This is a genomic window from uncultured Kordia sp. (assembly GCF_947496985.1).
Classification (GTDB): Bacteria; Bacteroidota; Bacteroidia; order Flavobacteriales; family Flavobacteriaceae; genus Kordia.
In genome coordinates, this window is record NZ_CANMEZ010000006.1 from 36,013 (window position 1) to 58,688 (window position 22,676).

Genomic DNA, 22,676 nt, shown 5'->3' on the forward strand with positions numbered 1-22,676 from the left:
TTTGTTAAACAATGAAATCAAAGATAATAATTATAGGTTCTGGATTTTCCTCTCTATCGGCTTCTTGCTATTTAGCGAAAGCTGGTTACGATGTCACTATTCTAGAAAAAAACACGACTGTTGGCGGACGTGCTCGACAATTAAAGAAAGAAGGATTTACCTTTGATATTGGGCCGTCTTGGTATTGGATGCCCGATGTTTTTGAACGTTTCTTTAATGATTTTGACACAAAACCTTCTGATTTTTATCAATTAGAGAAACTAAATCCTGCATACCAAGTATATTTTGGAAAAGATGATACAATTCGTATTGAAGATACGCTAGAGAAAATTTGTGCCGCTTTTGAACAAGAAGAAAAAGGAAGTAGTACAAAGCTCAGAAAGTTTATTTCTAATGCGGAAGACAATTATAATGTTGCCATTAAAGATTTGGTATACAAACCTGGCGTTTCTCCTTTAGAATTAGTTAATGCTAAAACAGTTAAAAAATTAGGTCAGTTTTTTAGTAATATTAAACGTGATGTTCGAAAAGAATTCAAAAATGACCGATTGATCAAAATATTAGAATTTCCTGTATTGTTTTTAGGTGCAAAACCAAGTGACACACCTTCTTTTTATAGTTTTATGAATTATGCAGATTTCGGTTTGGGAACTTGGCATCCAAGTGGCGGAATGTATAGTGTTATTCAAGCAATGGGTAAATTAGCTACTCAGCTTGGAGTTACTATAAAAACGGAGCAAAATGTACAAGAAATCAAAGTTGAAAACACAAAAGCTACTAAAGTAGTTACTCAAAATGGTGAATTTAAAGCTGATATTGTATTATCTGGTGCAGATTACCATCATTCTGAAACACTATTAGCCCCAGAATACCGTCAATACTCAGAAAATTATTGGGAAAAGAAAACATTTGCACCTTCCTCCTTATTATTTTACGTAGGATTTGATAAAAAAATACAAAATGTTTCGCATCATACTTTATTTTTTGATGTAGATTTTGATGCGCATGCACATGTAATTTATGACAAAGCTGCTTGGCCAAAAGAACCTTTATTTTATGCAAACTTTCCTTCGATGACTGATCCAACTATGGCTCCTAAAGGAAAAGAAGCTGGTTTCTTTTTAATTCCGATTGCACCAGGATTGGAAGATACGCCTGAACTACGCAAACAATATTTTGATATTATTATGAGTAGATTTCAGGAAATTACCCAACAAAATATCTCAAATCATATTATATTTAAAGAATCCTTTTGTGTAAATGATTTTGTAAAAGAATACAATTCATATAAAGGAAATGCATACGGAATGGCAAACACATTGTTTCAAACTGCATTTTTACGACCTAAATTGAAAAGTAAAAAAGTATCCAACTTATATTTTACTGGACAATTAACCGTTCCTGGTCCTGGAGTTCCTCCAGCATTGATTTCTGGGAAGTTGGTAGCCGAATTAATCACAAAACATCAACCAAATACTCATGAAAGCACTATTTGATTCTGTTTCATACCAGTGTAGCACACACGTCACGAAGTCGTACAGTACCTCGTTTGCACTTGCAACAAAAATGTTATCACCATCTATTCGTCAAGACATCTATAATATTTACGGTTTTGTGCGTTTTGCTGATGAAATCGTAGATTCTTTTCATGATTATGACAAAGAATATCTGTTAGATAAATTTCAAGAAGACTTAGATTGTGCGTTAAAAAACAAAATCAGTTTGAATCCTATTTTGAATTCTTTTCAACATACGGTTTTAAAATATGACATTCCAAAACATTTGATTGATGCTTTTATGAAAAGTATGCGACAAGATTTAGATAAGAAAGTCTATTTAACACAAGAAGAATATAATGAATACATTTATGGTTCGGCAGATGTTGTTGGTTTAATGTGCTTAAAAGTATTTGTAAAAGGTGATGTGGAAAAGTATGAAGCATTAAAATCTTCAGCAATGTCATTAGGTTCTGCTTTTCAGAAAGTAAACTTTTTACGTGACTTAAAAGCTGATTTTGAAGATTTAGATCGTACTTACTTCCCTGATGCTGATTTGAAAAACTTAGATGAAGAATCTAAACAAAAAATTATTGCAGAAATTGAGCACGATTTTAAATTAGGCTTAGAAGGAATTGCAAAATTACCAATGGAAGCTAAATTTGGTGTATTTACTGCATATAAATATTATTTCAAACTATTGAAAAAGCTAAAAAGAACACCATCAATGAAGATAAAAAATGCACGAATTCGCATTCCAAATTATCAGAAAATGGCGTTATTAGCAAAATCATATGTAAATTACCAACTCAATCTTATATAAAAATAGGAAACAATGACAACCCTACTTTGGATCACAGTATTTTTAGCAACTTTTTGCATGATGGAATTTATGGCTTGGGCAACACATAAGTATGTAATGCACGGGTTTTTGTGGTCACTCCATAAAGATCATCACCATAAAGATCATGATTCTTGGTTTGAACGCAATGATGCTTTCTTTATATTCTATGCCATTGTAAGTATTAGTTGTTTTTTATTATGGAAATTCGATATTTTCTGGGCAGGATTACCAATTGGAATTGGAATTTTCGCATATGGACTTGCTTATTTTATTGTTCATGATATCTTTATACATCAACGTTTTAAAATGTTTAGAAATGCGGATAATTGGTATGCAAAAGGAATTCGTAGAGCGCACAAAATTCATCACAAACATTTAGGAAAAGAAAAAGGAGAATGCTTTGGAATGCTTTGGGTTCCTATGAAATATTTTAAGCGAAAGTAAAATTATTCAGCAACTGAAAAAGCTAACAATTCATCTATTTGATTGCGTACATTTGTACTATTCCAATTTTCAGCTCCAACTTCTTTCATTACTATTTTACCTTGATCGTCAATTAAATATGTTGTTGGAATACTTGATGAAGTCAGTTCTTCAGGCTCATTATCTTTAGTATAGTACACAGGTAGGTTATAAGCATTCTTTTTCAAGTATGCATTCACTCTTTCAGCAGCATCATTTGCAACAAATACAAATCTGATTTTATCTTTATAATCTTCATGCAAAGCATGTAAACTAGGCATTTCTGCTACACATGGTGGACACCAAGTCGCCCAGAAGTTAACTAAAATCACTTCTCCTTCCATTTCTTGAAAGTTTACAGCTTTCCCTTCATTATCAATAAGATTCCAATTAAAATCGCTTAAAACAACTCTTTTAGATTCCTCAATACTCGCTGGGCTAAAAAATAACATCTTAGCTTGATTCAATTTTACTTTAACAAATGTACCTACTGGCGTAAAAATAATTAAAGCGATTACAATGAAAAATAAGATATTACTCCATTGCTTTTTTGTGATATTCATATGGCTTTTTATAAAGGTGAAAGATACGGAATTGTTATGAAGTCGAAATTGAAATCAGAATCGAAGTTTAAACCCAAAAGCATTTAAAAGATAACTCTTTATTAAAAATTACCAAAAGATTACTCAACACTTGTCAATATAATTTTTCTCAAAAAAAATAGCTCAAAGTGGCGCATGAGTCCTAACAATCAACTCCAAATAATGCAAAAATCGTTTGTGCTTAGCGGATCCAAAGTAAAAAAGAAACACGCTATCAAAATTGATAACGTGTTTCAAATCTAACGATAATAATCATAAAGATTATCGCACTATTGTTCCAGTAGGGAATGACGAAGCGTTCAGATTAAAGTTGTTTGTAGCTGGCGCTGTTGCAGTTCCTGCTGTTCCTACTAGGGGCTTTAATAGGAATGGCGCTGGACTATTATCTGGGCTAGGCTCTACAGAGATTACTACGGTACGTCCGCGTACATCTAGTGGGAATGTAAAACCAGTTGGTGCGTTAAGGAAAAAGTCTTCTCCTGGAATTGGAGGTCCAACATTGTTTTCTGTTCCGCTGAAATCATTAGATTCATCTACAGAAGTGAATCCTGTGAAAGTTCCAGTTGTTAATGGACCTACTCCATCTACTACAACCCAACCTTCGTATTTCCATCCGTCAGCTAAAGGAGGCAAGTTCAATCCAGATGTTGGGGGCATTCCTGGAGTTCCAAACCAAACTCCATATTGGTCATTTCCGTTATTCATAGATCCTGGCATTTCATCTGTTGGAGTTCTTAAAAAGAATACTCCTGAAGCATTGTTAAAATCTCCACTACTTGTTACAGGATCTAATCCTACAGTTGCTGTTGTTCCTGAGAAATCTCCTGCTAATAATTTTGTTGGCGCTGGTGCTGGATCTGGATCAACTGTTGGTTCTATTGAAAGTACAAAAGTTGTTGCTGAAGCTAACTGAGCTGCATCCACGGTAAAAGAAGTTCTTGATAAAGCTCCTGCATCATTTACTGTAAATGTTCCTGTTGAAACTGGACTTCCATCTACAATAATCCATCCTTCATATACGAAGTCTGCTCCTAAGTTTTCTAAACCACTTAGGTTTACATCTAAACTTGACAATGCAACTGTGGCATCATCATCACTACTACATGAGACTGCGAAAAATCCTAACGCTAATCCCAAAAACATTTTTTTTATCATTGCGAATATTTTTTTATGATTATGATACAAATGTATTGCAGCAAAATCATGTAAAATGTTAGCTAGCTAACACTTCTTAAAAAAATTCACTTTTTTTCAAAAAAAAATCAATTTCAACAACATTATTTAAAAGGTGTTTTTTCAACCACAATCCACTTAAAATCAAATTATTAATCCCGTTTACTTAAACGTAAAAATAAATAAACAAAAAGCATCCAAAACTGTCATGCTGTCATGTTCGTTTTGGATGCTTTTTCACTATAAAAATAGTGTGTGTTTTGTATGATTTAAATATATACTTTTTTAATGAATGAAACGAATTTCTTTTCGATTAAAATCTATAATATTTGCTTCCTTTAATTCGTTCATTATGATGTTTAATGTTGGACGTGAAGTTCCTATTAAACTTGCAATATCTTTTTGAGTGTAGGGATGTTTCACTACATGATCACCCGTTTTTGGGCATTCATATCCATATTCATCACATAGCTCTTTTAAGAATTCTAACAGGCGTGTTTTGGTATCTTTAAACAATAATAATTGCAATCTACGCTCTAACTTTTTTATTCTGAAACCGATGAACTTATATATTTTTAAAGTAAACGTTTGATTATCTCTCATTAAATCGTGCATGGTATCAACTCCAATAGGACAAATAGACGTTGAGTTGTCAACAGACTGTGCAAATTCATTTCGTTTTTCTTCTCCTAAGATAGCTTTCTCTCCAAATAGTTCACCTTTAGATAAAATCGATTTTACTACTTCTTCTCCATCTTCTGTGTAATAACCAAGCTTAACTTTTCCTTTCTCAATAAGGTAGAGTTTATTGGCTGAATCTTCTTCAAAATAGATATAATCTTGTTTTTTATACGCGTCAAATTCGTGGCTCTTTTTGAACTTCTTAAATTTATGCGGACATAAGATATTGAAGAGATTTACATCATTAAAATACCAAACAGAATTCATAGTATTGTTATTACTTTTTAGGTTTTTATAAAGATTAATAATTCAGAAGTCGATAAAAAAAGTAAGAACTTACAGTTTGGACATAAAAAAACTCCAGATTCCTCTGGAGTTTTTAAGTTTTGTATGTAAAACGTTTTTATACGTGTAATGCTCTGTCTTCTGTAGCTGCTAAGGCTGCTTCTTTGATAGCTTCTGCAAATGTTGGATGTGCATGTGACATACGTGCAACATCTTCCGCAGATGCTCTGTATTCCATTGCAACAACCGCTTCTGCGATTAAATCAGCTGCTCTAGCTCCAATCATGTGAACTCCTAAGATTTCATCTGTAGTTTCATCTGCTAAGATTTTGATGAAACCATCTAAATCCATACTTGCTCTACTTCTTCCTAATGCACGCATTGGAAATTGACCTGATTTGTAAGCAACTCCTGCTTCTTTTAATTCTTGCTCCGTTTTTCCAACAGCTGCAACTTCTGGCCACGTGTATACAACACCTGGAATTAAGTTGTAATCAATATGTGGTTTTTGTCCTGCAATGATTTCAGCGACCATAGAACCTTCTTCAGATGCTTTGTGCGCTAACATTGCTCCTTTTACAACATCTCCAATAGCATAAATATTAGCTGCAGATGTTTGTAAATGTCCGTTCACTTCCACTCTACCTCTTTCATCAATTTTAACACCAGCAGCTTCTGCGTTTAATCCGTCTGTATATGGACGACGACCTACAGAAACTAAGCAGTAATCTCCTTTAAACTCTACTTCTTCTCCTTTTTTATTGTCAGCTTTTACGATTACTTCATCTCCAACACGTTCTACAGATTTTACTCCATGTGATGTGTTGATTTTGAATTTTTGCTTTTTAAGTACTTTAGTTAACTCCTTAGAAAGTCCAGCATCCATTCCTCCAATAATTCTATCAGCATATTCAACAACTGTAACTTCTGCTCCTAAACGCTTGTATACTTGCCCTAATTCAAGTCCAATAACTCCTCCACCAATTACGATTAAGTGTTTTGGTACTTCTTTTAGTTTTAATGCTTCCGTAGAGGTGATAATTCGTTCTTTATCAAGTGTGATAAATGGTAAGTTCGATGGTTTACTTCCAGTGGCAATGATAGTGTTTTTTGCATCAATTTCTTCAAAAGTTCCATCATTCTTAGCGATGTTTATATGTGTAGCATCTTTAAAACTACCAACACCTTCGTATACATCAATTTTATTTTTCTTCATCAAGAAATCAATTCCTCCCGTAGTTTGATCTACAACAGCAGCTTTACGAGCGATCATTTTTTCAAGATTCACTTTTACTTCTCCTGAAATTTCAATTCCGTGTGTATCAAAATGTTTGATTGCTTCTTCGTAATGATGAGAAGAATCTAACAATGCTTTAGATGGAATACAACCTACATTTAAGCAAGTTCCACCTAAAGTGTTATATTTTTCAATGATTGCAGTTTTCATTCCTAGTTGCGCACAACGTATTGCAGCAACATATCCACCAGGACCAGAGCCAATAACGGCTACATCGTATGAATTCATATTTCTTGTATTTTTTGAACGATTTTGTTTTTCAAGAATACAAAAGTACAACTATTTTAGGGTTCAGCAAGGCTTTGCTTATAGATTGTTAAACGTCTATTGCTTTTGGTATTTGGTACCAGCTACACCATTTAAAAACGCTTTATCCTTGATTACACATCTAAAATCAGGACTTTTCTAATAATAACAATTACGAGATAAGACATCACCTTTTCAAAATAAAAAACGACCTATTAATCTTATCAACCCCTAGACTAAATACATACTCAGAGAAAATTATTTATAAGATGAAAATTTATAAAAAAATCTCAGATAAGAAATTGTCTTACCTGAGATTTTATCTATTTACAACTGTAATGCTTTTTTAAGTTGTATCAAACAGAGTGATAAAAGCTAATACATTTATCTTTTAGCATTTGGAGCCGTAAAACCACCTTTGCTTGTATTTCCGTTTGTACCAACTGAATTGTTTCCTCGAACTGCTAGTATTCCAGCTACATGTGGAGATGCCATAGAAGTTCCCGATATTCTGTTATACTGACCGTTTAACCAAGTTGACCATACATTTGTTCCTGGTGCCCATCTATCTACTGATGCTCCAAAACATGAAGTACCATTTGGAGTGATGTTACGAGTTAAGTTACCCACCATCCAAGTACGACTAGTTTGCAAACGTTGAGGAGAGTAATATAATGTATTGTCATTACTATTACCAGCTGCCAAGGCTCCATAAATTTTATTATCTAATGTTGTAAATGCATTATCTATTGCGTTGCTAGTTCGTCTTGTAAGATAGCCTACAGAATAATTAAATACATCTCCTGCTATAGAGTTATTATATGTATAATCAACACCAGCAATAATCCCAGCGTCAGAACCAGTTCCTTGTGTTCCTCCAAGTACTTTTACAGCTACTAATGTTGATCCGTATGCCACACCTATAACTCCTGAACCATTAGCTTTAGCTCCAATTGTTCCTGCAACATGCGTACCATGACCATTTCTATCAACCCAGTTTTCTCCAGGATAAAAACTTGCCGACAATCCAGTATCAATTGTTAGGTCTGGATGTTGGTCAATCCCTGTATCTATTACAAACACATATCTATTCGTACCTGCATTGTTTCCTCTACCTGTGTAATGCACACCCCATGGTAAAAAATCTCCACTAGGCAGAGCACTGTCGCCAGACTCTTCTGTATTTAAGTTAGATGGCAGTTTTAAACCTTGAGGGTTTATTGGTTTAGGCAAATCACTTATGACTTTACGGTTAGGCTCGATAAAATCGATGCTTTCATCATTTAATAAGATTTTCACATCTTCACCTGATAAGTTTTTAGCATGAAAACCTTGGATTGCACCAGTGTAAACATACCCTAAATTATCTTCCCCTTTATCAATTAACTTAAGAGTAGCTAAAGATTTTGCTCTATAGTAATCCTGAATTTTTTTTAACTCAGTAGTTTCTCCTCTTTTAGTTGGAGAATAATTCATATCATCAGAATCCGTATTTTTTTTGTATACTACGATATACTCATCAGGTATAACTTCCGCTTGATCAGATTTTTTTTCTAACAAGTTGCTAGGCTCAGTTGTTGTAATACTATCATCCGTTGAACAAGATGAAATGAATACTAGTAGAAATACGTAAATTAGTGTTACATTTTTTTTCATGTTATTTAATTTTTGGTTATGCACAATATTATCTATAATTTTTAGTGACTGAAAAAAGTTAAACATACTTTTTTTAAGGTTTTTACATCGTTTTAACAAAAAAATTAATGCTAGCTTAAAGATTCTGTTAAAAAAAGCACTATAAACAAAAGGAAGTTATAAAAACACAACTACAAAGTATGTTTGTTAGAAATATTACAAAGAGAACAAAACATCATAAATTTATCATATGAAGACTTATTGCACACACATGACTCTTACATTTATAGACTCACGCTGCTCCTAGAATAATTTACTCCTATTGCTTATTTTTAGTTGTTCGTTAGGTGGTTTACTTTAATGTTTGTTTCAAAAGACATACAGTTTAGATTTAAAAAACGGCTAAACTTTGTTTATTCACTTATTTAAAGGTTATTGAGGAAACTACTAATACCCAAGACATGATATCTTTTTTTTATTCATATGAAAAAGTTTCTCCGAAATTAACAAATCATCAAACCAGTATACTAAAAATTAACTAGGAAAGCCCAACATTGACCCCATTCCAACGGTAAACAACCAACTTCCGTAGATAGCATGTTCTATTGTTACTAATATAGTAGATTTAGTTTTCAAAAATGTAAGCGCAAATAGAATCCCGCCAAGGAAAGTCAACACCAATACCAATGTATTTTTAAAGAAGAAATGTGCCAAACAGAATACTATAGCATTGATAAATATTAATAGATTTTTGTTTCGAAATAACGATTCATAGCGTACAAAGAAAAACGTACGATAGATTAATTCCTGCGGATATACCGAAAATACACTGTAAAAGAACAGGATAAACAACCAAAGAAGTAATTTGGTTTTCGGAACTATAAAAAGCTTTGAAGCATCTGTAAAATAAACATATACAACTGTCAATACACAAATACAAGCCAGTAGAACTAATGTTCGTTTCCAAAATGCTTTCCAATTGAGATATTTGTTGAGTTTAAAACGTTGTTTTTCTACTCTGAGCAACATCCAAACGATATATATAAAACCTAAAAGTCCTAATCCAAGTTTTAACCATGCTGGATAATCAAATACTAAACTCACAGGCATGAGAATGAATATCAAGAAGAATTCTGTTAGTTTATAGTTTGTATGTTGAAAGTCCATTCAATAGTATTTTAGCACTTAAAGATATGTATTTCTACACAGAAATTGCCGTTGTATGCTTTACTTCTCCAATGACAAAAATACTATGCGTGTTTCCTATATTGGGAATTGCCGTTAATTTTGTCACCATAAAATCGCGGTACGCCTCCATATCTTTTACTAGTATTTTTAAAATGTAATCATAATCGCCACTCACATGATAACATTCTAACACTTCTTCAAGTTTGATAATTTCGCGTTCAAATTTCATTACAAAATCTTTCGAATGTTGCGTGAGTCGAACATGACATTGCGCCATAAAGCTTTTTGCAATTCGTTTTTTATCCACAATTGCGACATAATTCTTTACAACACCTTCTTTTTCAAGTTTTTTAACGCGTTCATATACAGCTGTTACAGATAAATTTAACTTATTCGACAATTCTTTAGTCGTCTGTTTACTATCCTTTTGCAATAGCATTAACAAGGTTCGGTCTGTTTGATCTAGTTTTAACATGGAAAAATTTCTATGATTCTATGATTTACGAATCAAATTTAAAAAATATTCCATCATTACACTTTATTAATAGTTTTATTTTCTATATAAATAATATTTACTTGATTTTAATTCTATTAATATTGATTTTTGATACATATTTAATTTAAAAAAAATGAAATTTAATCCAGCTAATACCATTCAAGATTTACAATATTTTGGCGAATTTGGAGGTGTAAACCCTTCAATTTCAGACTCATCAACTTATACATTTCTATCTGCAAAGACAATGTTTGACACCTTTGAAGGTAATGCCGATGGTTGTTATTTATATTCGCGACATACATCTCCAAGTAATTTATATTTAGGTGAAGCTTTAGCCGCTATGGAAGGAACAGAAACTGCAAATGTTTCCGCTTCCGGAATGGGCGCCATTACTCCTGTATTATTACAATTGTGCAAAAGTGGTGATCATATAGTATCGAGCAGAACGATTTACGGTGGAACGTATGCTTTTTTGAAAAACTTCACACCACGATTCAATATTGAAACTTCATTTGTAGATATTACTAAGCTAGATATTGTTGAAGCAGCAATTACATCAAACACAAAAGTTCTGTACTGTGAATCTGTCAGTAATCCGTTATTGGAAGTTGCTGATATTGCTGGTCTAGCCAGAATTGCCAAGAAATACAATTTACAATTAGTAGTAGATAATACATTTTCTCCATTATCAATTGCACCTGCAAAATTAGGCGCCGATATTGTGATTCATAGTTTAACAAAATTCATTAATGGATCCAGTGATACTGTTGGTGGTGTAGTTTGCGGAACACAAGAATTTATTGATCAGTTGCGTAATGTAAATGATGGTGCAAGTATGTTATTGGGTTCTACAATGGATAGTTTACGAGCAGCTTCTGTATTGAAAAATTTACGCACACTTCATATTCGTATGAAGCAACACAGTCATAATGCTACTTATTTAGCACAGAAGTTTGAAGAAGATGGTTTAAAAACTGTTTACCCTGGATTGGCTTCGCATCCTTCGCATGAATTATTTAAAAGTATGATGAATGATGAATATGGTTTTGGAGGCATGCTTACCATTGATGTTGGTAGTATAGATAAAGCTAATCAATTGATGGAGTTAATGCAAAAAAGAAATTTAGGATACTTGGCTGTAAGTTTAGGATTTTATAAAACTTTATTTAGCGCACCTGGCACTTCAACATCTTCAGAAATACCAGAAGATGAACAAGCCGCAATGGGCTTAACAGATGGCTTGATTCGCTTCTCTGTAGGTTTAGATAATGATATTCAAAGAACCTACACGATCATGCGTGAATGCATGTTTGAACTTAATATATTAAAGCCTATTTTGGTGTAATCAGGCAATTTTAGTTACTACAAGAAAAAAGGGAATATAAAACGGCATTCCCTTTTTTTATATAAATACTTACACAGTAAAAAAGAAATAACTTAAGTGGTTACACTTGGTTTTTATGAAATATAAGCACATTACGGTTTTCCGTAAAATTCATAAATGAGTTATCATTATCATTGAATTCTAAATTCAATGATTTACATAAGACACCCTAAATAATGAGCCAAAACGTTTATATTTTACGAGCACATGAAGACTCAGGAGAAATGCATTTATTTTTAGCCTTAAAAACTCAAGAAGATGAATGTCGTTCTCAACAAAAATCTATTTGTGGAAAAATGGATATTGAAGAAGATTCAATAACTATTTTTTCTTGTCAACCAGAAAACAGTGCCCGAAAACAATGTGCTAAAGTTGGAAAACAAGTTTGTAGTAAATGTGTTAGTTATTTATATAATAATGGAATCGATTTTGAGAAATAGAAACACTATCATTTACCCTTTATACGCTCCCAAAAAATACCTAGAATATCCCAAATAGTTACATTTTCATCAAATTCAGGAGTAAAAGACTTCATATTGAGTCGGTTCCCATCTTTATATACTATAAATGAAAAAACAGCCGATTTTCCATTTCCTGTATCTATGGAAGGATATCGCAAATCGCTATATATATACGTACCATCTTCGTTCTCTTTTAAATTGTAATAATTATTACTGAACCAAGTGAGTTGCGCTAAATCTGGGTTCGTATTTGAGATAACTCCATGATTTTTAGGAATCGTTTCCCAATCGGTAAAGCTAGATTTTGTATCAAATAGTGAATAAAAGCCAACATGATAATCTGTGTCGGTTTCGGCAATTCCAAACCATAATATATTATTTAAAATAGAAGCTTCTGTATTATATCTATTGTATTTGATTCCTTTCTCTGCTAATGTTTTTTCAAATACTGAATTGATATAGAATTTGTTTCCAATCGTAAATAACATGTATACAGAACTAATTCCTAAGCCAAGTTTTAACCATAGTTTTCGTATTGGATTTTTTCTATTAAAAAACATCATGATAATTAAACACAATAAAAATGGCAATGTATACGAAGGATCTGCTACTGAAATATTGCTAAATGCTACACGGTAATTTGAAAATGGTAAAAATAATTGCGTTCCATATCCAGTAAAGCAATCTAAAAGTGGATGTGTAAAAATAGATAAGAAAAACAGCCACGTCCAATCTTTTCTGGTGCTGTTTTCTTCATTTTTATATTTTGAATACCAATTGAAAAGAAATTTACTAATAATAAACTTCCCAAAAAATGAAAATACAAATTCGATACTATTACTTTCTTTACCTTTTTCGTATCCTTTATGCATAAGCCAACCGAATAAAAAAGCGGCCAAAATTGCAAAGACTATGGAATGCATAAACCCTCTATGAAACAACATGGCATCTATTTGATTGTCGTAAATCCAATTACCTATAAAAACATCTAAATCAGGAATTGTTCCACCGATTGCACCAAACAATAACGCTTTGTTCCCAATCTTTCTCCCCATTGCTGCTTCTCCACAAGCGGCTCCTAATACTATTTGCGTTAATGAATCCATGAATTACTATAAATTATAAGTTTGCAAAGGTACGCAACCAAATTGATTTGCATAGTAGTTTACAAAATCGTAACATTACGCTAGGAAACTAACCAAATCATTATGCAAGAAAACGACAATATTTCTGAAACTCAGATTAATGACCAAAAAATCATAAATAATAAAGAATTAAGCATTTGGGAAGCATTGATTCCTGTTGTTGCATTAGTAGGAATGCTTGCTTATAATATTTATGTATACGGAGATGACGCTTTAAGTGGTAGCAATCAATTTGTGCTTTTACTAGGAGCTGCTGTAGCTGCAATTGTTGGATTTTGGAACAAAGTATCCTACAAACGAATGCTGGAAGAAGTTGCTGAAAACGTTAAGTCTACAACAGGTGCTTTGTTAATTTTATTAATGGTTGGTTCTTTAGCGGGAACTTGGTTGATTAGCGGAATTATCCCTACAATGATTTACTATGGTTTACAAATACTAAATCCTACTATATTTTTGGCTGCATGTGTCGTGATTTGTGCAATTATTTCTATTGCTACAGGAAGTAGCTGGACTACATCTGCAACTGTAGGTATTGCATTGGTTGGAATTGGAGAAACTTTAGGAATTTCGACAGGAATGACGGCAGGAGCCGTATTATCCGGAGCCTATTTTGGAGATAAAATGTCTCCATTGAGTGATACAACAAACTTAGCACCTGCAATGGCTGGTGGTGAACTATTCAGTCACATCAGATACATGTCATTAACAACAATACCGACAATTGTAATCACACTGATTATTTTTGCTATTATAGGATTAAATTTAGATACTACTGGGACTCCACAAATTGACGATAAATTAGCTGCCATAGATGGCGCTTTTACCATAAGTCCATGGTTATTTATCGTACCAGTTCTTGTCATTATTATGATTGTTAGAAAAACACCTCCATTAATTGCTTTATTAACAGGAGCCTTATTAGGAGGAGTTTCAGCATTAATTGCACAACCAGATATTGTAGCAAATATAGCCGGAGCAGAAACATTAACGTTCCAATCTGCATACAAAGGTATCATGAATGCTTTGACAGTTGATACCGCTGTAGAAACAACAAGTGCTGAACTGAATGATTTATTTACAGCTGGTGGAATGAAAGGAATGCTAGGTACAATTTGGCTAATTATTTGCGCCATGGTTTTTGGTGGTGTTATGGATGGAATTGGAGCCTTATCAAGAATAACACAAGCGTTACTTAAAATGGCTACAAGCGTATTTGGATTATTTGCAAGTACCGTAGCAAGTTGTTTAGCTTTAAACCTAACTGCTTCAGATCAATATTTAGCTTTAGTAGTTCCTGGAAAAATGTTTAAAAAAGCTTATGAAGATAAAGGTTTAGCGCCAGAAAACTTAAGTAGAACTCTTGAAGATTCAGGAACTGTTACTTCGGTATTAATTCCTTGGAATACTTGCGGAGCGTATCATTCAAAAGTATTATTTGGACAAGCTGGTGTTACTTCTTATATACCTTATGTATTCTTTAGCATTTTGAGTCCTTTTATGACTTTGCTTTTTGCTGCATTCAAGATTAAAATTAAACAACTGAAAACAAAAACAGCATAAATTTTACAGGAAAATATTATTGTTTTTGAATACATCTCGAATATGTTCAATGCAACATCTTTATTTTAAAGATTACTATGATGAGATTCTGAATCACACTTCGACTTTACTCATTGTAAAAATTTAGAATAACGTTTCAATACTTTTTAAAGGATAATTATCTTACAATAAACGATGTCTTCTAGCTTTTTCGACAGCTTCTATTTTATTGTGTACTTGAAGTTTTCTATAAATGTTTTCTATGTGTTTTCGAATGGTAGCTGGTGATACAAATAGCTTTTCGGCTATTAATTGATATCCATACCCTTTACTTAATTGTTCTAAAACTTCTTTTTCACGCTTACTAAGTTTGATATCTGAATTCTCTTCATATTTCGTAATCTCGGCGTTTTGCAATATTTTCAAGGTTTTCATAGCAATACTTGGTGTCATAGTAGCTCCACCGTCCATAACATCAATAATTCCTTTGTGCAACTCATCTGCTGTTGCTTCTTTTAACAGATATCCATTTGCTCCAGATTGAATTGATTGAAATATATTTTCATCATCATCAAACACTGTAATCATGACAATTTTCATGTTTGGATACTGTTTCTTTATATGCTTTGTTGCTTCAATACCATTCATGTTTGGCATTTTTATATCCATCAAAATCAAATCGACTTCAACAACATTTTTCAATTTATCAATTAATTCTTTACCATCACGCGCACGAAATGCATAGTGAAGTGTTTCTTTAAAAAAAGAAAGTTTTTCTATTAAAGCATTCGCCAAAAATGTATTGTCTTCCGCAATGGCAATTTTATAATTCATAGCTATTTTTTAGATATTATCCGCAACTGCTTTATCTAAAGTCAGCGTTATTTTGGTTCCAGTGTTTGAAGCAGCAACAATATGGAATTTACCATATATCTCTTCAGCTCTAAGTTGCATGTTTTCTAAGCCATTTCCTTCCGTTTCAGGAGTATTATCAAAGCCCACTCCATTATCTTCAACATGCAATGTATATTGATCGTTGGTTTCTATGAAATTAATTGTAATGCTTTCTGATTTTGAATGTTTGATCGCATTATTTATTGCTTCTTGCATGATTCTGAAAATATTAATTCCGACCAATGATGAGAATGTAGTGGTTTCAGAAACTTGATTCGCAAATTCAATAGAAGCACCCGTTAATATTTTGGCTTGACCAATATGATTTATCATGCGTGTTTTCAAATCTTCAAAACTGATTCTTTCCATATTCATTGCCCAAATTGTATCACGTAATTGATTGATGGTGTTTCGGGTAAAGAAATTGATATTTGATAAACGCTCGGTAAACTCAGGATTCGTCTCTTTTAAACCATACTTTAAATTATCTATAGAAGAAATTATAAACGTTAATTGCGAGCCTATATTATCATGTAAGTCACGTGAAATTTTCAAACGTTGTTCATGTAATTTGTTTTGTGTTTCAACTTTAATTAATGCATCTTTCAATTCATGCTCTTTTTGCAATTGTCTGTTTTTTAATTTTTGTTGATTATATAATAAGTAACCAATTACCAGCAATACCAAAATGCCTGCCAACATCCCATAAATTGTAATGTTCTTATTTACTATTTTGGAATTTCGTTCTGCAATTTGAGCACGTTGTAAAAGAATTTCTTTTTCTTTTTCAGAAGATTGATATTTCTCAAAGATTTCAGTGGTTGCTATTTTTTCTTTTTCTTTTTGAATTGTATCTAATAAAGTAATGGTTTCCTGGTAATACTCAGAAGCATTTTTATGATTGCCCAATTCACGATATGCATTTGCCATTCTGCGTACAGCATCACTTTTTATCATTATCTGAGAATCGTTTAAATTATCCAGAGCAATTGTATATGCATCAATAGCGGCTTTATAATTTCCTTCATCATAATGTGCAATTCCTAATAATTGAATGTTTTTTGCGCGGTGTTTTCGAGCATTAAAGCGTGCATAAATTTCATCTGCCTTTTGCAAATAGTAAATAGCCGAATCTCGTTGTTTGAGTTGTTGATAGGTTTTTCCTAAACTATTATAACTTGTTGCCAGCCCTTTTACATCATTGATTTTTGTTTTAGTAACTACAGATTTTTGTCCATAATATATACAGGAATCCAAATGTTTTAGCGATGAAAAGTTCATGACCATATTCGTATATGACGCGCCAATACCATAGGTGTCGTCAATTTCTTTACGAATTGCTAAACTTCGTTTGTGATATGCATTCGATTCTTGATGTCGATCTAATCTTGACAGTAATAAGCCTATATTATTTAAGCTATTGGCTTGTCCTTTTTTTAGCCCAAGTTCTTCAAATATTTTATAGGAACTTAGGTAATAATCCATAGCCTCCTTATATTTTTCTTTTCCCCAATAGATCAAACCTTTATTATTAAACACAGAAGCCATTGCATCTTTATCATTTTGTTTTTTAGCAATTTCGAATGCTTTATCATACAAAATCAACGAACTATCTTTTTTCCCAACAATATCATAATACACTCCTTTTCGAAGCAAGGAACGCGTGGTTAAAAATGTATTTTGTATTATTTTGCTTTTTTGTAAAGCAATTTCTGAGAGTTTTCGAGAAATTTCAGGTTTTGAATACGCATATTTAAAAAACACTCTGTGTAAGTATTGTATCCGTACAGAATCGTTCTCCATTGTTTTACAAACATTGGAAATACTATCAATTACTTGTTGATTGGCTTGCGCGTAGGAAAGAGTAACTCCGCAATACATCAAACAAATAATAATCAAAATTTTATATGTTAACTGCTGAAATAATTTCATACGCATAAAAATCTGGTTCGGTTAAATAGTTTCAATACTAGGATAAGGTAGATGGTTTTCGGTAGAATTCCAAAACTGTAATACATCAACATATGTTTTATTCAACACAAATCTCCTAGAAACTAGCTAGTTAAAAAATACGTCAGATGACGTATTTAAAACATACTATAAGACAAATTTATATTTTAATTTTCATAGTATAAGTGATATCTATTGTTCAATAAAGAATTAAAATTTTCTTTACATAAAACCTGTATATACTTAGCTATATTTGCCGCTGAAAAACAACAATTTTTAAAATATATAATTATGGCATTTGTAGGGAAAAAATTTCCAGATTTAAACGTAGACGCAATGAATGAAATGGGCGATACTTTCAAGTTAAACGTCCTAGAAGAAGCAATCAACAACAAGAAGAAGGTGTTATTATTTTGGTACCCAAAAGATTTCACTTTTGTTTGCCCAACAGAATTACACGCTTTTCAAGCTGCTTTAGGTGAGTTCGAAAAAAGAAATACAGTTGTAATTGGAGCTTCTTGTGATACTCCTGAAGTACACTTTGCTTGGTTAAACACAGCAAAAGACAACGGAGGAATTGAAGGAGTAACATATCCTTTATTAGCTGATAGCAACAGAAACTTATCTAGTATTTTAGGTATTTTAGATATTACAAACGAAGTATACGACGAAGAAACTGGAACTGTACAAGTAGAAGGTGACAACGTAACATACAGAGCTACCTATTTAATTGACGAAGAAGGTACTGTTTTCCATGAAGGAATTAACCATATGCCAGTAGGAAGAAACGTAAACGAATACATCCGTTTAGTTGATGCTTACACGCATGTACAAGAAAAAGGAGAAGTTTGTCCAGCAAACTGGGAAGAAGGAAAAGAAGCAATGCAACCTAACGCAAAAGGAACTGCTGAATACTTAGCTTCAAACGTAAACTAAGTTATCATGGTTCAAGAATTAAGTCAAGATAATTTACAAGAGTTAGTAAACAGCAACGAAACAGTTGTAGTACAATACTCTGCAACTTGGTGTGGTAATTGTCGTATCATGAAACCAAAAGTGAAGAAATTAGCACGTGAGTTAGAAAACGTAACATTTGTAATTGCTGATGCTGAAAAGTTTCCTGAATCAAGACAGTTAGCTACAGTTGACAATTTACCAACGTTTGCAACCTTTAAAAATGGAACATTTGTAAGTCAAGTACAGACAAACAAGTTTGACGTTTTAAAAGAGTTAGTAGAAGAAGTAGCTTAATTAATAAATACGAATACAAAATTTCCTTTTACTAGGGAATAAAAATTATTTATATGAAATTACCAGTAATTAAACACTTAACACAATTTATTGCCGAAAATGATGAGGATTATGTTGTGGAAACTATTGAAACATTAGAAGCGTTAACTGAAGTACCTTCGCTTAAAGATGAGGAATTGGATGTTATTGGAGAACTTATTTCCAATATGTATGGAGCTATTGAAGTTCATAAGATGGAGAAAGAAGGAACACCAAGAAAACAAGCCTTAAATAGTTTTATGCAACGTGTTATGGGTTCAATTGATAAGTAATAAATTTTATTATAAGCTTATAAACTAAAAAGTCACTTCATATGAAGTGACTTTTTTTATATGTCTAATTTAATGTATGATTTAAGCGAGATCAAATCTATCTAAATTCATTACTTTAGTCCAAGCTGCTACAAAATCGTGTACAAACTTTTCTTTAGCATCTTCCGCTGCATATACTTCTGCAATCGCTCTTAGTTCCGTATTTGAACCAAAAATAAGATCTGCACGTGTCCCTACAAATTTTATTTGACCTGTTCGTCTATCACGACCTTCAAATACTTGATCGTCATCAGAAGTTGCTTTCCAAGTGTATGCAAAATCTAAAATATTGACAAAGAAATCGTTCGTTAAACTTCCTTCAGTATCTGTAAATACACCGTGATTTGATCCGTTATAATTAGCTCCTAACACACGAAGTCCTCCAACTAAAACAGTCATTTCAGGAATAGATAATGTCAATAAGTTAGCACGATCAACTAATGCATCTTCAGCAGCAGTTTTAAATCCAGACTTTAGATAATTTCTAAATCCGTCTGCTGCTGGTTTTAAGTTATTAAATGATTCTATATCTGTTTGTTCTTGTGAAGCGTCACCTCTACCTTGTGCAAAAGGAACATCTACAGATACACCCGCACTTTTAGCAGCTTCTTCTACTCCAACATTCCCTGCAAATACAATTAAATCAGCCATAGAGATAGTTCCGCTAAATTCATTTTGAATTCCTTCAAGTACCGTTAATATTTTTCCTAATTCTACAGGATTGTTCACTTCCCAACTTCTTTGTGGTTCTAAACGTAAACGTCCTCCATTTGCGCCTCCACGCATGTCAGATCCTCTAAAAGTTGAAGCTGAAGACCAAGCAGTTCTAACCAATTGAGAAGTTGTTAAGCTTGAACCTAAAATTAGTTTTCTTAAAGCTGTAAGATCCGAACCATTTAATGTATAATCTACTTTTGGAATAGGGTCTTGCCAAATTAATTCTTCTTGCGGTACTTCTGGACCTAAATAACGATCTTTTGGTCCCATATCACGATGTGTTAACTTATACCATGCGCGTGCAAAAGCATCTTCAAAAGCAGCATGATCTTCATGGAAACGTTTTGAAATTTTCAAATAATCAGGATCCATTTTCAACGCCATATCAGCCGTAGTCATCATTAATGCTTGTTTTTCGTTAGCATCACCAGCTGTTGGAGCCATACGAGCATTTGACGCTTCTGTTGGCGTCCATTGATGTGCGCCTGCTGGACTTTTTGTCAATTCCCAATCATAATTAAGTAATACATCAAAATAATCAGCATCCCATTGTATTGGATTTGGCGTCCAAGGACCTTCGATTCCACTTGTAATTGTATCATTTAAAACGCCCGTTTTATAGGTGTTTTTCCAACCTGTACTCATTTCTTCTATGGAAGCTCCATGAGGTTCTGCACCTACATATTTATCTGGATCTGCTGCACCATGCGCTTTTCCAAATGTGTGTCCACCAGCTACCAAAGCAACAGTTTCCTCATCATCCATTGCCATTCTTTTGAAAGTAACCTTAATATCATGTGCAGATTTTAAAGGATCAGGTTCTCCATTTGGTCCTTCTGGATTTACATAGATTAATCCCATATGAGCTGCTCCTAAGTGATCTTCCAGTTCTCCAGTTTCATAACGTTCTTCATTTCCAAGCCATTCATGTTCCATTCCCCAATAAATATCTTGTTCAGGTTCCCAAACATCAGCGCGTCCACCTGCAAAACCAAACGTTTTAAAGCCCATCGATTCTAAAGCACAGTTTCCGGCAAGTATCATTAAATCTGCCCAAGAAATTTTTCGACCGTATTTCTTTTTCACTGGCCATAATAATAAACGAGCTTTATCTAAGTTTCCATTGTCTGGCCAACTATTTAAAGGTGCAAAACGATGTGTTCCTGTTCCTGCTCCTCCACGTCCATCTCCTACTCTATATGTTCCGGCACTATGCCAAGCCATACGTATCATTAAACCTCCATAGTGTCCATAATCTGCAGGCCACCAATCTTGTGAATCAGTCATAATATCAATTACATCTTGCTTTAACGCTGCATAATCAATACTATTAAACGCTGCTGCATAATCAAAATTTTCTCCCATCGGATCTGATTTCTGAGCATGCTGACGTAAAATATTCAATTTTAATTCATTTGGCCACCAATCACGGTTTGCAGTACCACCACCTGCGCTTTTTTTTGTAGTTCCATGTCCGAATGGACATTTATTTTCATCACTCATATTTTTTTAGATATTTGGTTAATTTTTAATACGTTCAATTTTGTATGATCTAAAATTAATCAATAATATCATCATTTACTATAAATCAAATTGATAATTTTTATTTTATGATAGATTATTATTATTTAACAATTAACAAAAAATAACAATTATTTACATCTTTTTACGTGTTTATTCTCTATTTTTAAACATTATAAAAACTCAAATAACTATGGCATCTGTAACATTACAAGGCAATGAATTTCATACTTCTGGAAGTTTACCCGCAGTTGGAGCTAAAGCACCTGATTTTGCATTAACTGCAACAGATTTATCTACAAAAACATTAGAAGATTTTAAAGGATCAAAAATAGTATTAAACATTTTCCCTAGTATTGATACAGGAACATGTGCTACATCCGTTCGTACATTTAATAGAGAAGCAAGTGAACTAGATAATACAAAAGTATTATGTATTTCTCACGATTTACCATTTGCGCAAGCACGTTTTTGTGGAGCAGAAGGCTTAGACAACGTTGTCAACCTTTCTGATTATAAAAGTGGAAGTTTCGGAAAAGATTACGGATTGAATTTCATTGACGGCCCATTAGATACATTACATTCACGTGTAGTAGTGGTTATTGACGAAAACGGAATTGTAAAGTATACAGAACAAGTTTCTGAAATCGTAGATGAACCAAATTATAAAGGAGCATTAGAAGCATTATTAGATGATTAAATTCATTAAAGGAAGAGTAAAAGGAGTTGGATATGCGTTTAAAGGCGCATATCTGCTCATTACTACAGAAGCCAGCGTAAAAGCACAATTTTTTATTGGTGTTTTAGTAACGATTGCTGGTATTTATTTCAATATCTCTACAACAGAATGGATTGTTCAGACATTAACTATTGGACTTATTATGAGTTTAGAAGGTTTGAACACGGCTATTGAAGAAATTGCCGATTTTATTCACCCTGAACATCATAAAAAAATTGGATTAATTAAAGATTTAGCCGCTGGCGCTGTCTTTATTTTTGCCATTGCAGCAATTATAATTGGTTGTTTTATTTATTTACCTAAAATGGTTTGAAATA

The 22,676-nt window shown here is 32.9% G+C and carries 22 protein-coding genes; 11 read left to right on the forward strand and 11 right to left on the reverse strand.

The window, feature by feature from the left end; translation table 11 throughout:
- Window positions 1-11: 11 nt before the first annotated feature.
- Genes crtI through Q0828_RS15705 form a run of 3 tightly spaced genes read left to right on the forward strand, consistent with a single transcriptional unit; the run spans window position 12 to window position 2,784 of the window.
- A complete protein-coding gene (crtI, locus tag Q0828_RS15695) occupies window positions 12-1,496 on the forward strand; it encodes a phytoene desaturase family protein (protein WP_298423097.1) in 1,485 nt (494 codons plus the stop codon).
- Complete coding sequence (locus tag Q0828_RS15700; RefSeq protein ID WP_298423100.1) at window positions 1,480-2,319, forward strand: phytoene/squalene synthase family protein; 840 nt, start codon at window positions 1,480-1,482, stop codon at window positions 2,317-2,319. Before crtI ends, Q0828_RS15700 begins: the two co-directional genes overlap by 17 nt.
- Before the next feature lie 12 nt (window positions 2,320-2,331).
- Complete coding sequence (locus Q0828_RS15705; protein WP_298423103.1) at window positions 2,332-2,784, forward strand: sterol desaturase family protein; 453 nt, start codon at window positions 2,332-2,334, stop codon at window positions 2,782-2,784.
- A gap of 2 nt (window positions 2,785-2,786) precedes the next feature.
- On the opposite strand, the gene Q0828_RS15710 is transcribed toward Q0828_RS15705, so the two are convergent.
- The 7 genes from Q0828_RS15710 to Q0828_RS15740 all read right to left on the reverse strand — a co-directional run bounded on the left by Q0828_RS15710 (window position 2,787) and on the right by Q0828_RS15740 (window position 10,384).
- The gene (locus Q0828_RS15710) at window positions 2,787-3,365 is read right to left on the reverse strand and encodes a TlpA disulfide reductase family protein (RefSeq protein WP_298423106.1); all 579 of its coding nucleotides are present in this window, start codon (window positions 3,363-3,365) and stop codon (window positions 2,787-2,789) included.
- A 300-nt stretch (window positions 3,366-3,665) separates the two neighbouring features.
- Window positions 3,666-4,559, reverse strand: coding sequence for an anti-sigma factor (locus Q0828_RS15715; RefSeq protein WP_298423109.1), 894 nt, complete (start codon window positions 4,557-4,559; stop codon window positions 3,666-3,668).
- Between the two features lie 303 nt (window positions 4,560-4,862).
- Window positions 4,863-5,525: a Crp/Fnr family transcriptional regulator gene (locus tag Q0828_RS15720; RefSeq protein ID WP_298423112.1), complete on the reverse strand. Its 663-nt coding sequence runs from the start codon at window positions 5,523-5,525 to the stop codon at window positions 4,863-4,865.
- Between the two features lie 136 nt (window positions 5,526-5,661).
- Window positions 5,662-7,068: a dihydrolipoyl dehydrogenase gene (gene lpdA, locus Q0828_RS15725; RefSeq protein WP_298423114.1), complete on the reverse strand. Its 1,407-nt coding sequence runs from the start codon at window positions 7,066-7,068 to the stop codon at window positions 5,662-5,664.
- 402 nt (window positions 7,069-7,470) lie between these two features.
- Window positions 7,471-8,742: a S8 family serine peptidase gene (locus tag Q0828_RS15730; RefSeq protein WP_298423119.1), complete on the reverse strand. Its 1,272-nt coding sequence runs from the start codon at window positions 8,740-8,742 to the stop codon at window positions 7,471-7,473.
- Window positions 8,743-9,255: 513 nt separating this feature from the next.
- Window positions 9,256-9,888, reverse strand: a complete 633-nt coding sequence (locus Q0828_RS15735; protein ID WP_298423122.1) for a CPBP family intramembrane glutamic endopeptidase — start codon at window positions 9,886-9,888, stop codon at window positions 9,256-9,258.
- Between the two features lie 34 nt (window positions 9,889-9,922).
- The gene (locus Q0828_RS15740; protein WP_298423125.1) at window positions 9,923-10,384 is read right to left on the reverse strand and encodes an Lrp/AsnC family transcriptional regulator; all 462 of its coding nucleotides are present in this window, start codon (window positions 10,382-10,384) and stop codon (window positions 9,923-9,925) included.
- Window positions 10,385-10,538: 154 nt separating this feature from the next.
- Between Q0828_RS15740 and Q0828_RS15745 the strand changes: the two genes are divergently transcribed.
- Together Q0828_RS15745 and Q0828_RS15750 are read left to right on the forward strand one after the other, a co-directional pair.
- Window positions 10,539-11,753 carry an aminotransferase class I/II-fold pyridoxal phosphate-dependent enzyme gene (locus Q0828_RS15745; RefSeq protein ID WP_298423128.1) on the forward strand — a complete coding sequence of 405 codons (1,215 nt, stop codon included), beginning with the start codon at window positions 10,539-10,541 and terminating at the stop codon, window positions 11,751-11,753.
- A gap of 215 nt (window positions 11,754-11,968) precedes the next feature.
- Window positions 11,969-12,232 (forward strand): hypothetical protein, encoded by a 264-nt coding sequence (locus Q0828_RS15750; RefSeq protein WP_298423131.1) that lies wholly within the window; start codon window positions 11,969-11,971, stop codon window positions 12,230-12,232.
- A gap of 8 nt (window positions 12,233-12,240) precedes the next feature.
- On the opposite strand, the gene Q0828_RS15755 is transcribed toward Q0828_RS15750, so the two are convergent.
- The gene (locus Q0828_RS15755) at window positions 12,241-13,359 is read right to left on the reverse strand and encodes a metal-dependent hydrolase (protein WP_298423134.1); all 1,119 of its coding nucleotides are present in this window, start codon (window positions 13,357-13,359) and stop codon (window positions 12,241-12,243) included.
- A 102-nt stretch (window positions 13,360-13,461) separates the two neighbouring features.
- Between Q0828_RS15755 and nhaC the strand changes: the two genes are divergently transcribed.
- A complete protein-coding gene (gene nhaC, locus Q0828_RS15760) occupies window positions 13,462-14,958 on the forward strand; it encodes a Na+/H+ antiporter NhaC (protein WP_298423137.1) in 1,497 nt (498 codons plus the stop codon).
- A 162-nt stretch (window positions 14,959-15,120) separates the two neighbouring features.
- Here nhaC and Q0828_RS15765 read toward each other — a convergent pair whose 3' ends face one another.
- Together Q0828_RS15765 and Q0828_RS15770 are read right to left on the reverse strand one after the other, a co-directional pair.
- Entirely contained in the window at window positions 15,121-15,771 is a 651-nt protein-coding gene (locus tag Q0828_RS15765) for a response regulator transcription factor (protein WP_298423140.1), read from the reverse strand.
- Window positions 15,772-15,780: 9 nt separating this feature from the next.
- The gene (locus tag Q0828_RS15770) at window positions 15,781-17,763 is read right to left on the reverse strand and encodes a sensor histidine kinase (RefSeq protein WP_298423143.1); all 1,983 of its coding nucleotides are present in this window, start codon (window positions 17,761-17,763) and stop codon (window positions 15,781-15,783) included.
- A 309-nt stretch (window positions 17,764-18,072) separates the two neighbouring features.
- Here Q0828_RS15770 and Q0828_RS15775 point away from each other — a divergent pair, with 309 nt between their 5' ends.
- The 3 genes from Q0828_RS15775 to Q0828_RS15785 are packed head-to-tail and all read left to right on the forward strand — an operon-like array spanning window position 18,073 to window position 19,343.
- Complete coding sequence (locus tag Q0828_RS15775; protein WP_298423146.1) at window positions 18,073-18,717, forward strand: peroxiredoxin; 645 nt, start codon at window positions 18,073-18,075, stop codon at window positions 18,715-18,717.
- A 6-nt stretch (window positions 18,718-18,723) separates the two neighbouring features.
- Window positions 18,724-19,032, forward strand: a complete 309-nt coding sequence (locus Q0828_RS15780) for a thioredoxin family protein (RefSeq protein ID WP_298423149.1) — start codon at window positions 18,724-18,726, stop codon at window positions 19,030-19,032.
- 53 nt (window positions 19,033-19,085) lie between these two features.
- Window positions 19,086-19,343, forward strand: a complete 258-nt coding sequence (locus Q0828_RS15785; protein ID WP_298423152.1) for a hypothetical protein — start codon at window positions 19,086-19,088, stop codon at window positions 19,341-19,343.
- Window positions 19,344-19,424: 81 nt separating this feature from the next.
- Here Q0828_RS15785 and katG read toward each other — a convergent pair whose 3' ends face one another.
- Entirely contained in the window at window positions 19,425-21,602 is a 2,178-nt protein-coding gene (gene katG, locus Q0828_RS15790; protein ID WP_298423155.1) for a catalase/peroxidase HPI, read from the reverse strand.
- 211 nt (window positions 21,603-21,813) lie between these two features.
- Between katG and tpx the strand changes: the two genes are divergently transcribed.
- Together tpx and Q0828_RS15800 are read left to right on the forward strand one after the other, a co-directional pair.
- Window positions 21,814-22,320 carry a thiol peroxidase gene (tpx, locus tag Q0828_RS15795; protein ID WP_298423158.1) on the forward strand — a complete coding sequence of 169 codons (507 nt, stop codon included), beginning with the start codon at window positions 21,814-21,816 and terminating at the stop codon, window positions 22,318-22,320.
- On the forward strand, window positions 22,313-22,672 hold the full coding sequence (locus Q0828_RS15800) for a diacylglycerol kinase family protein (RefSeq protein WP_298423161.1): 360 nt from the start codon (window positions 22,313-22,315) through the stop codon (window positions 22,670-22,672). Before tpx ends, Q0828_RS15800 begins: the two co-directional genes overlap by 8 nt.
- Window positions 22,673-22,676 lie beyond the last annotated feature (4 nt).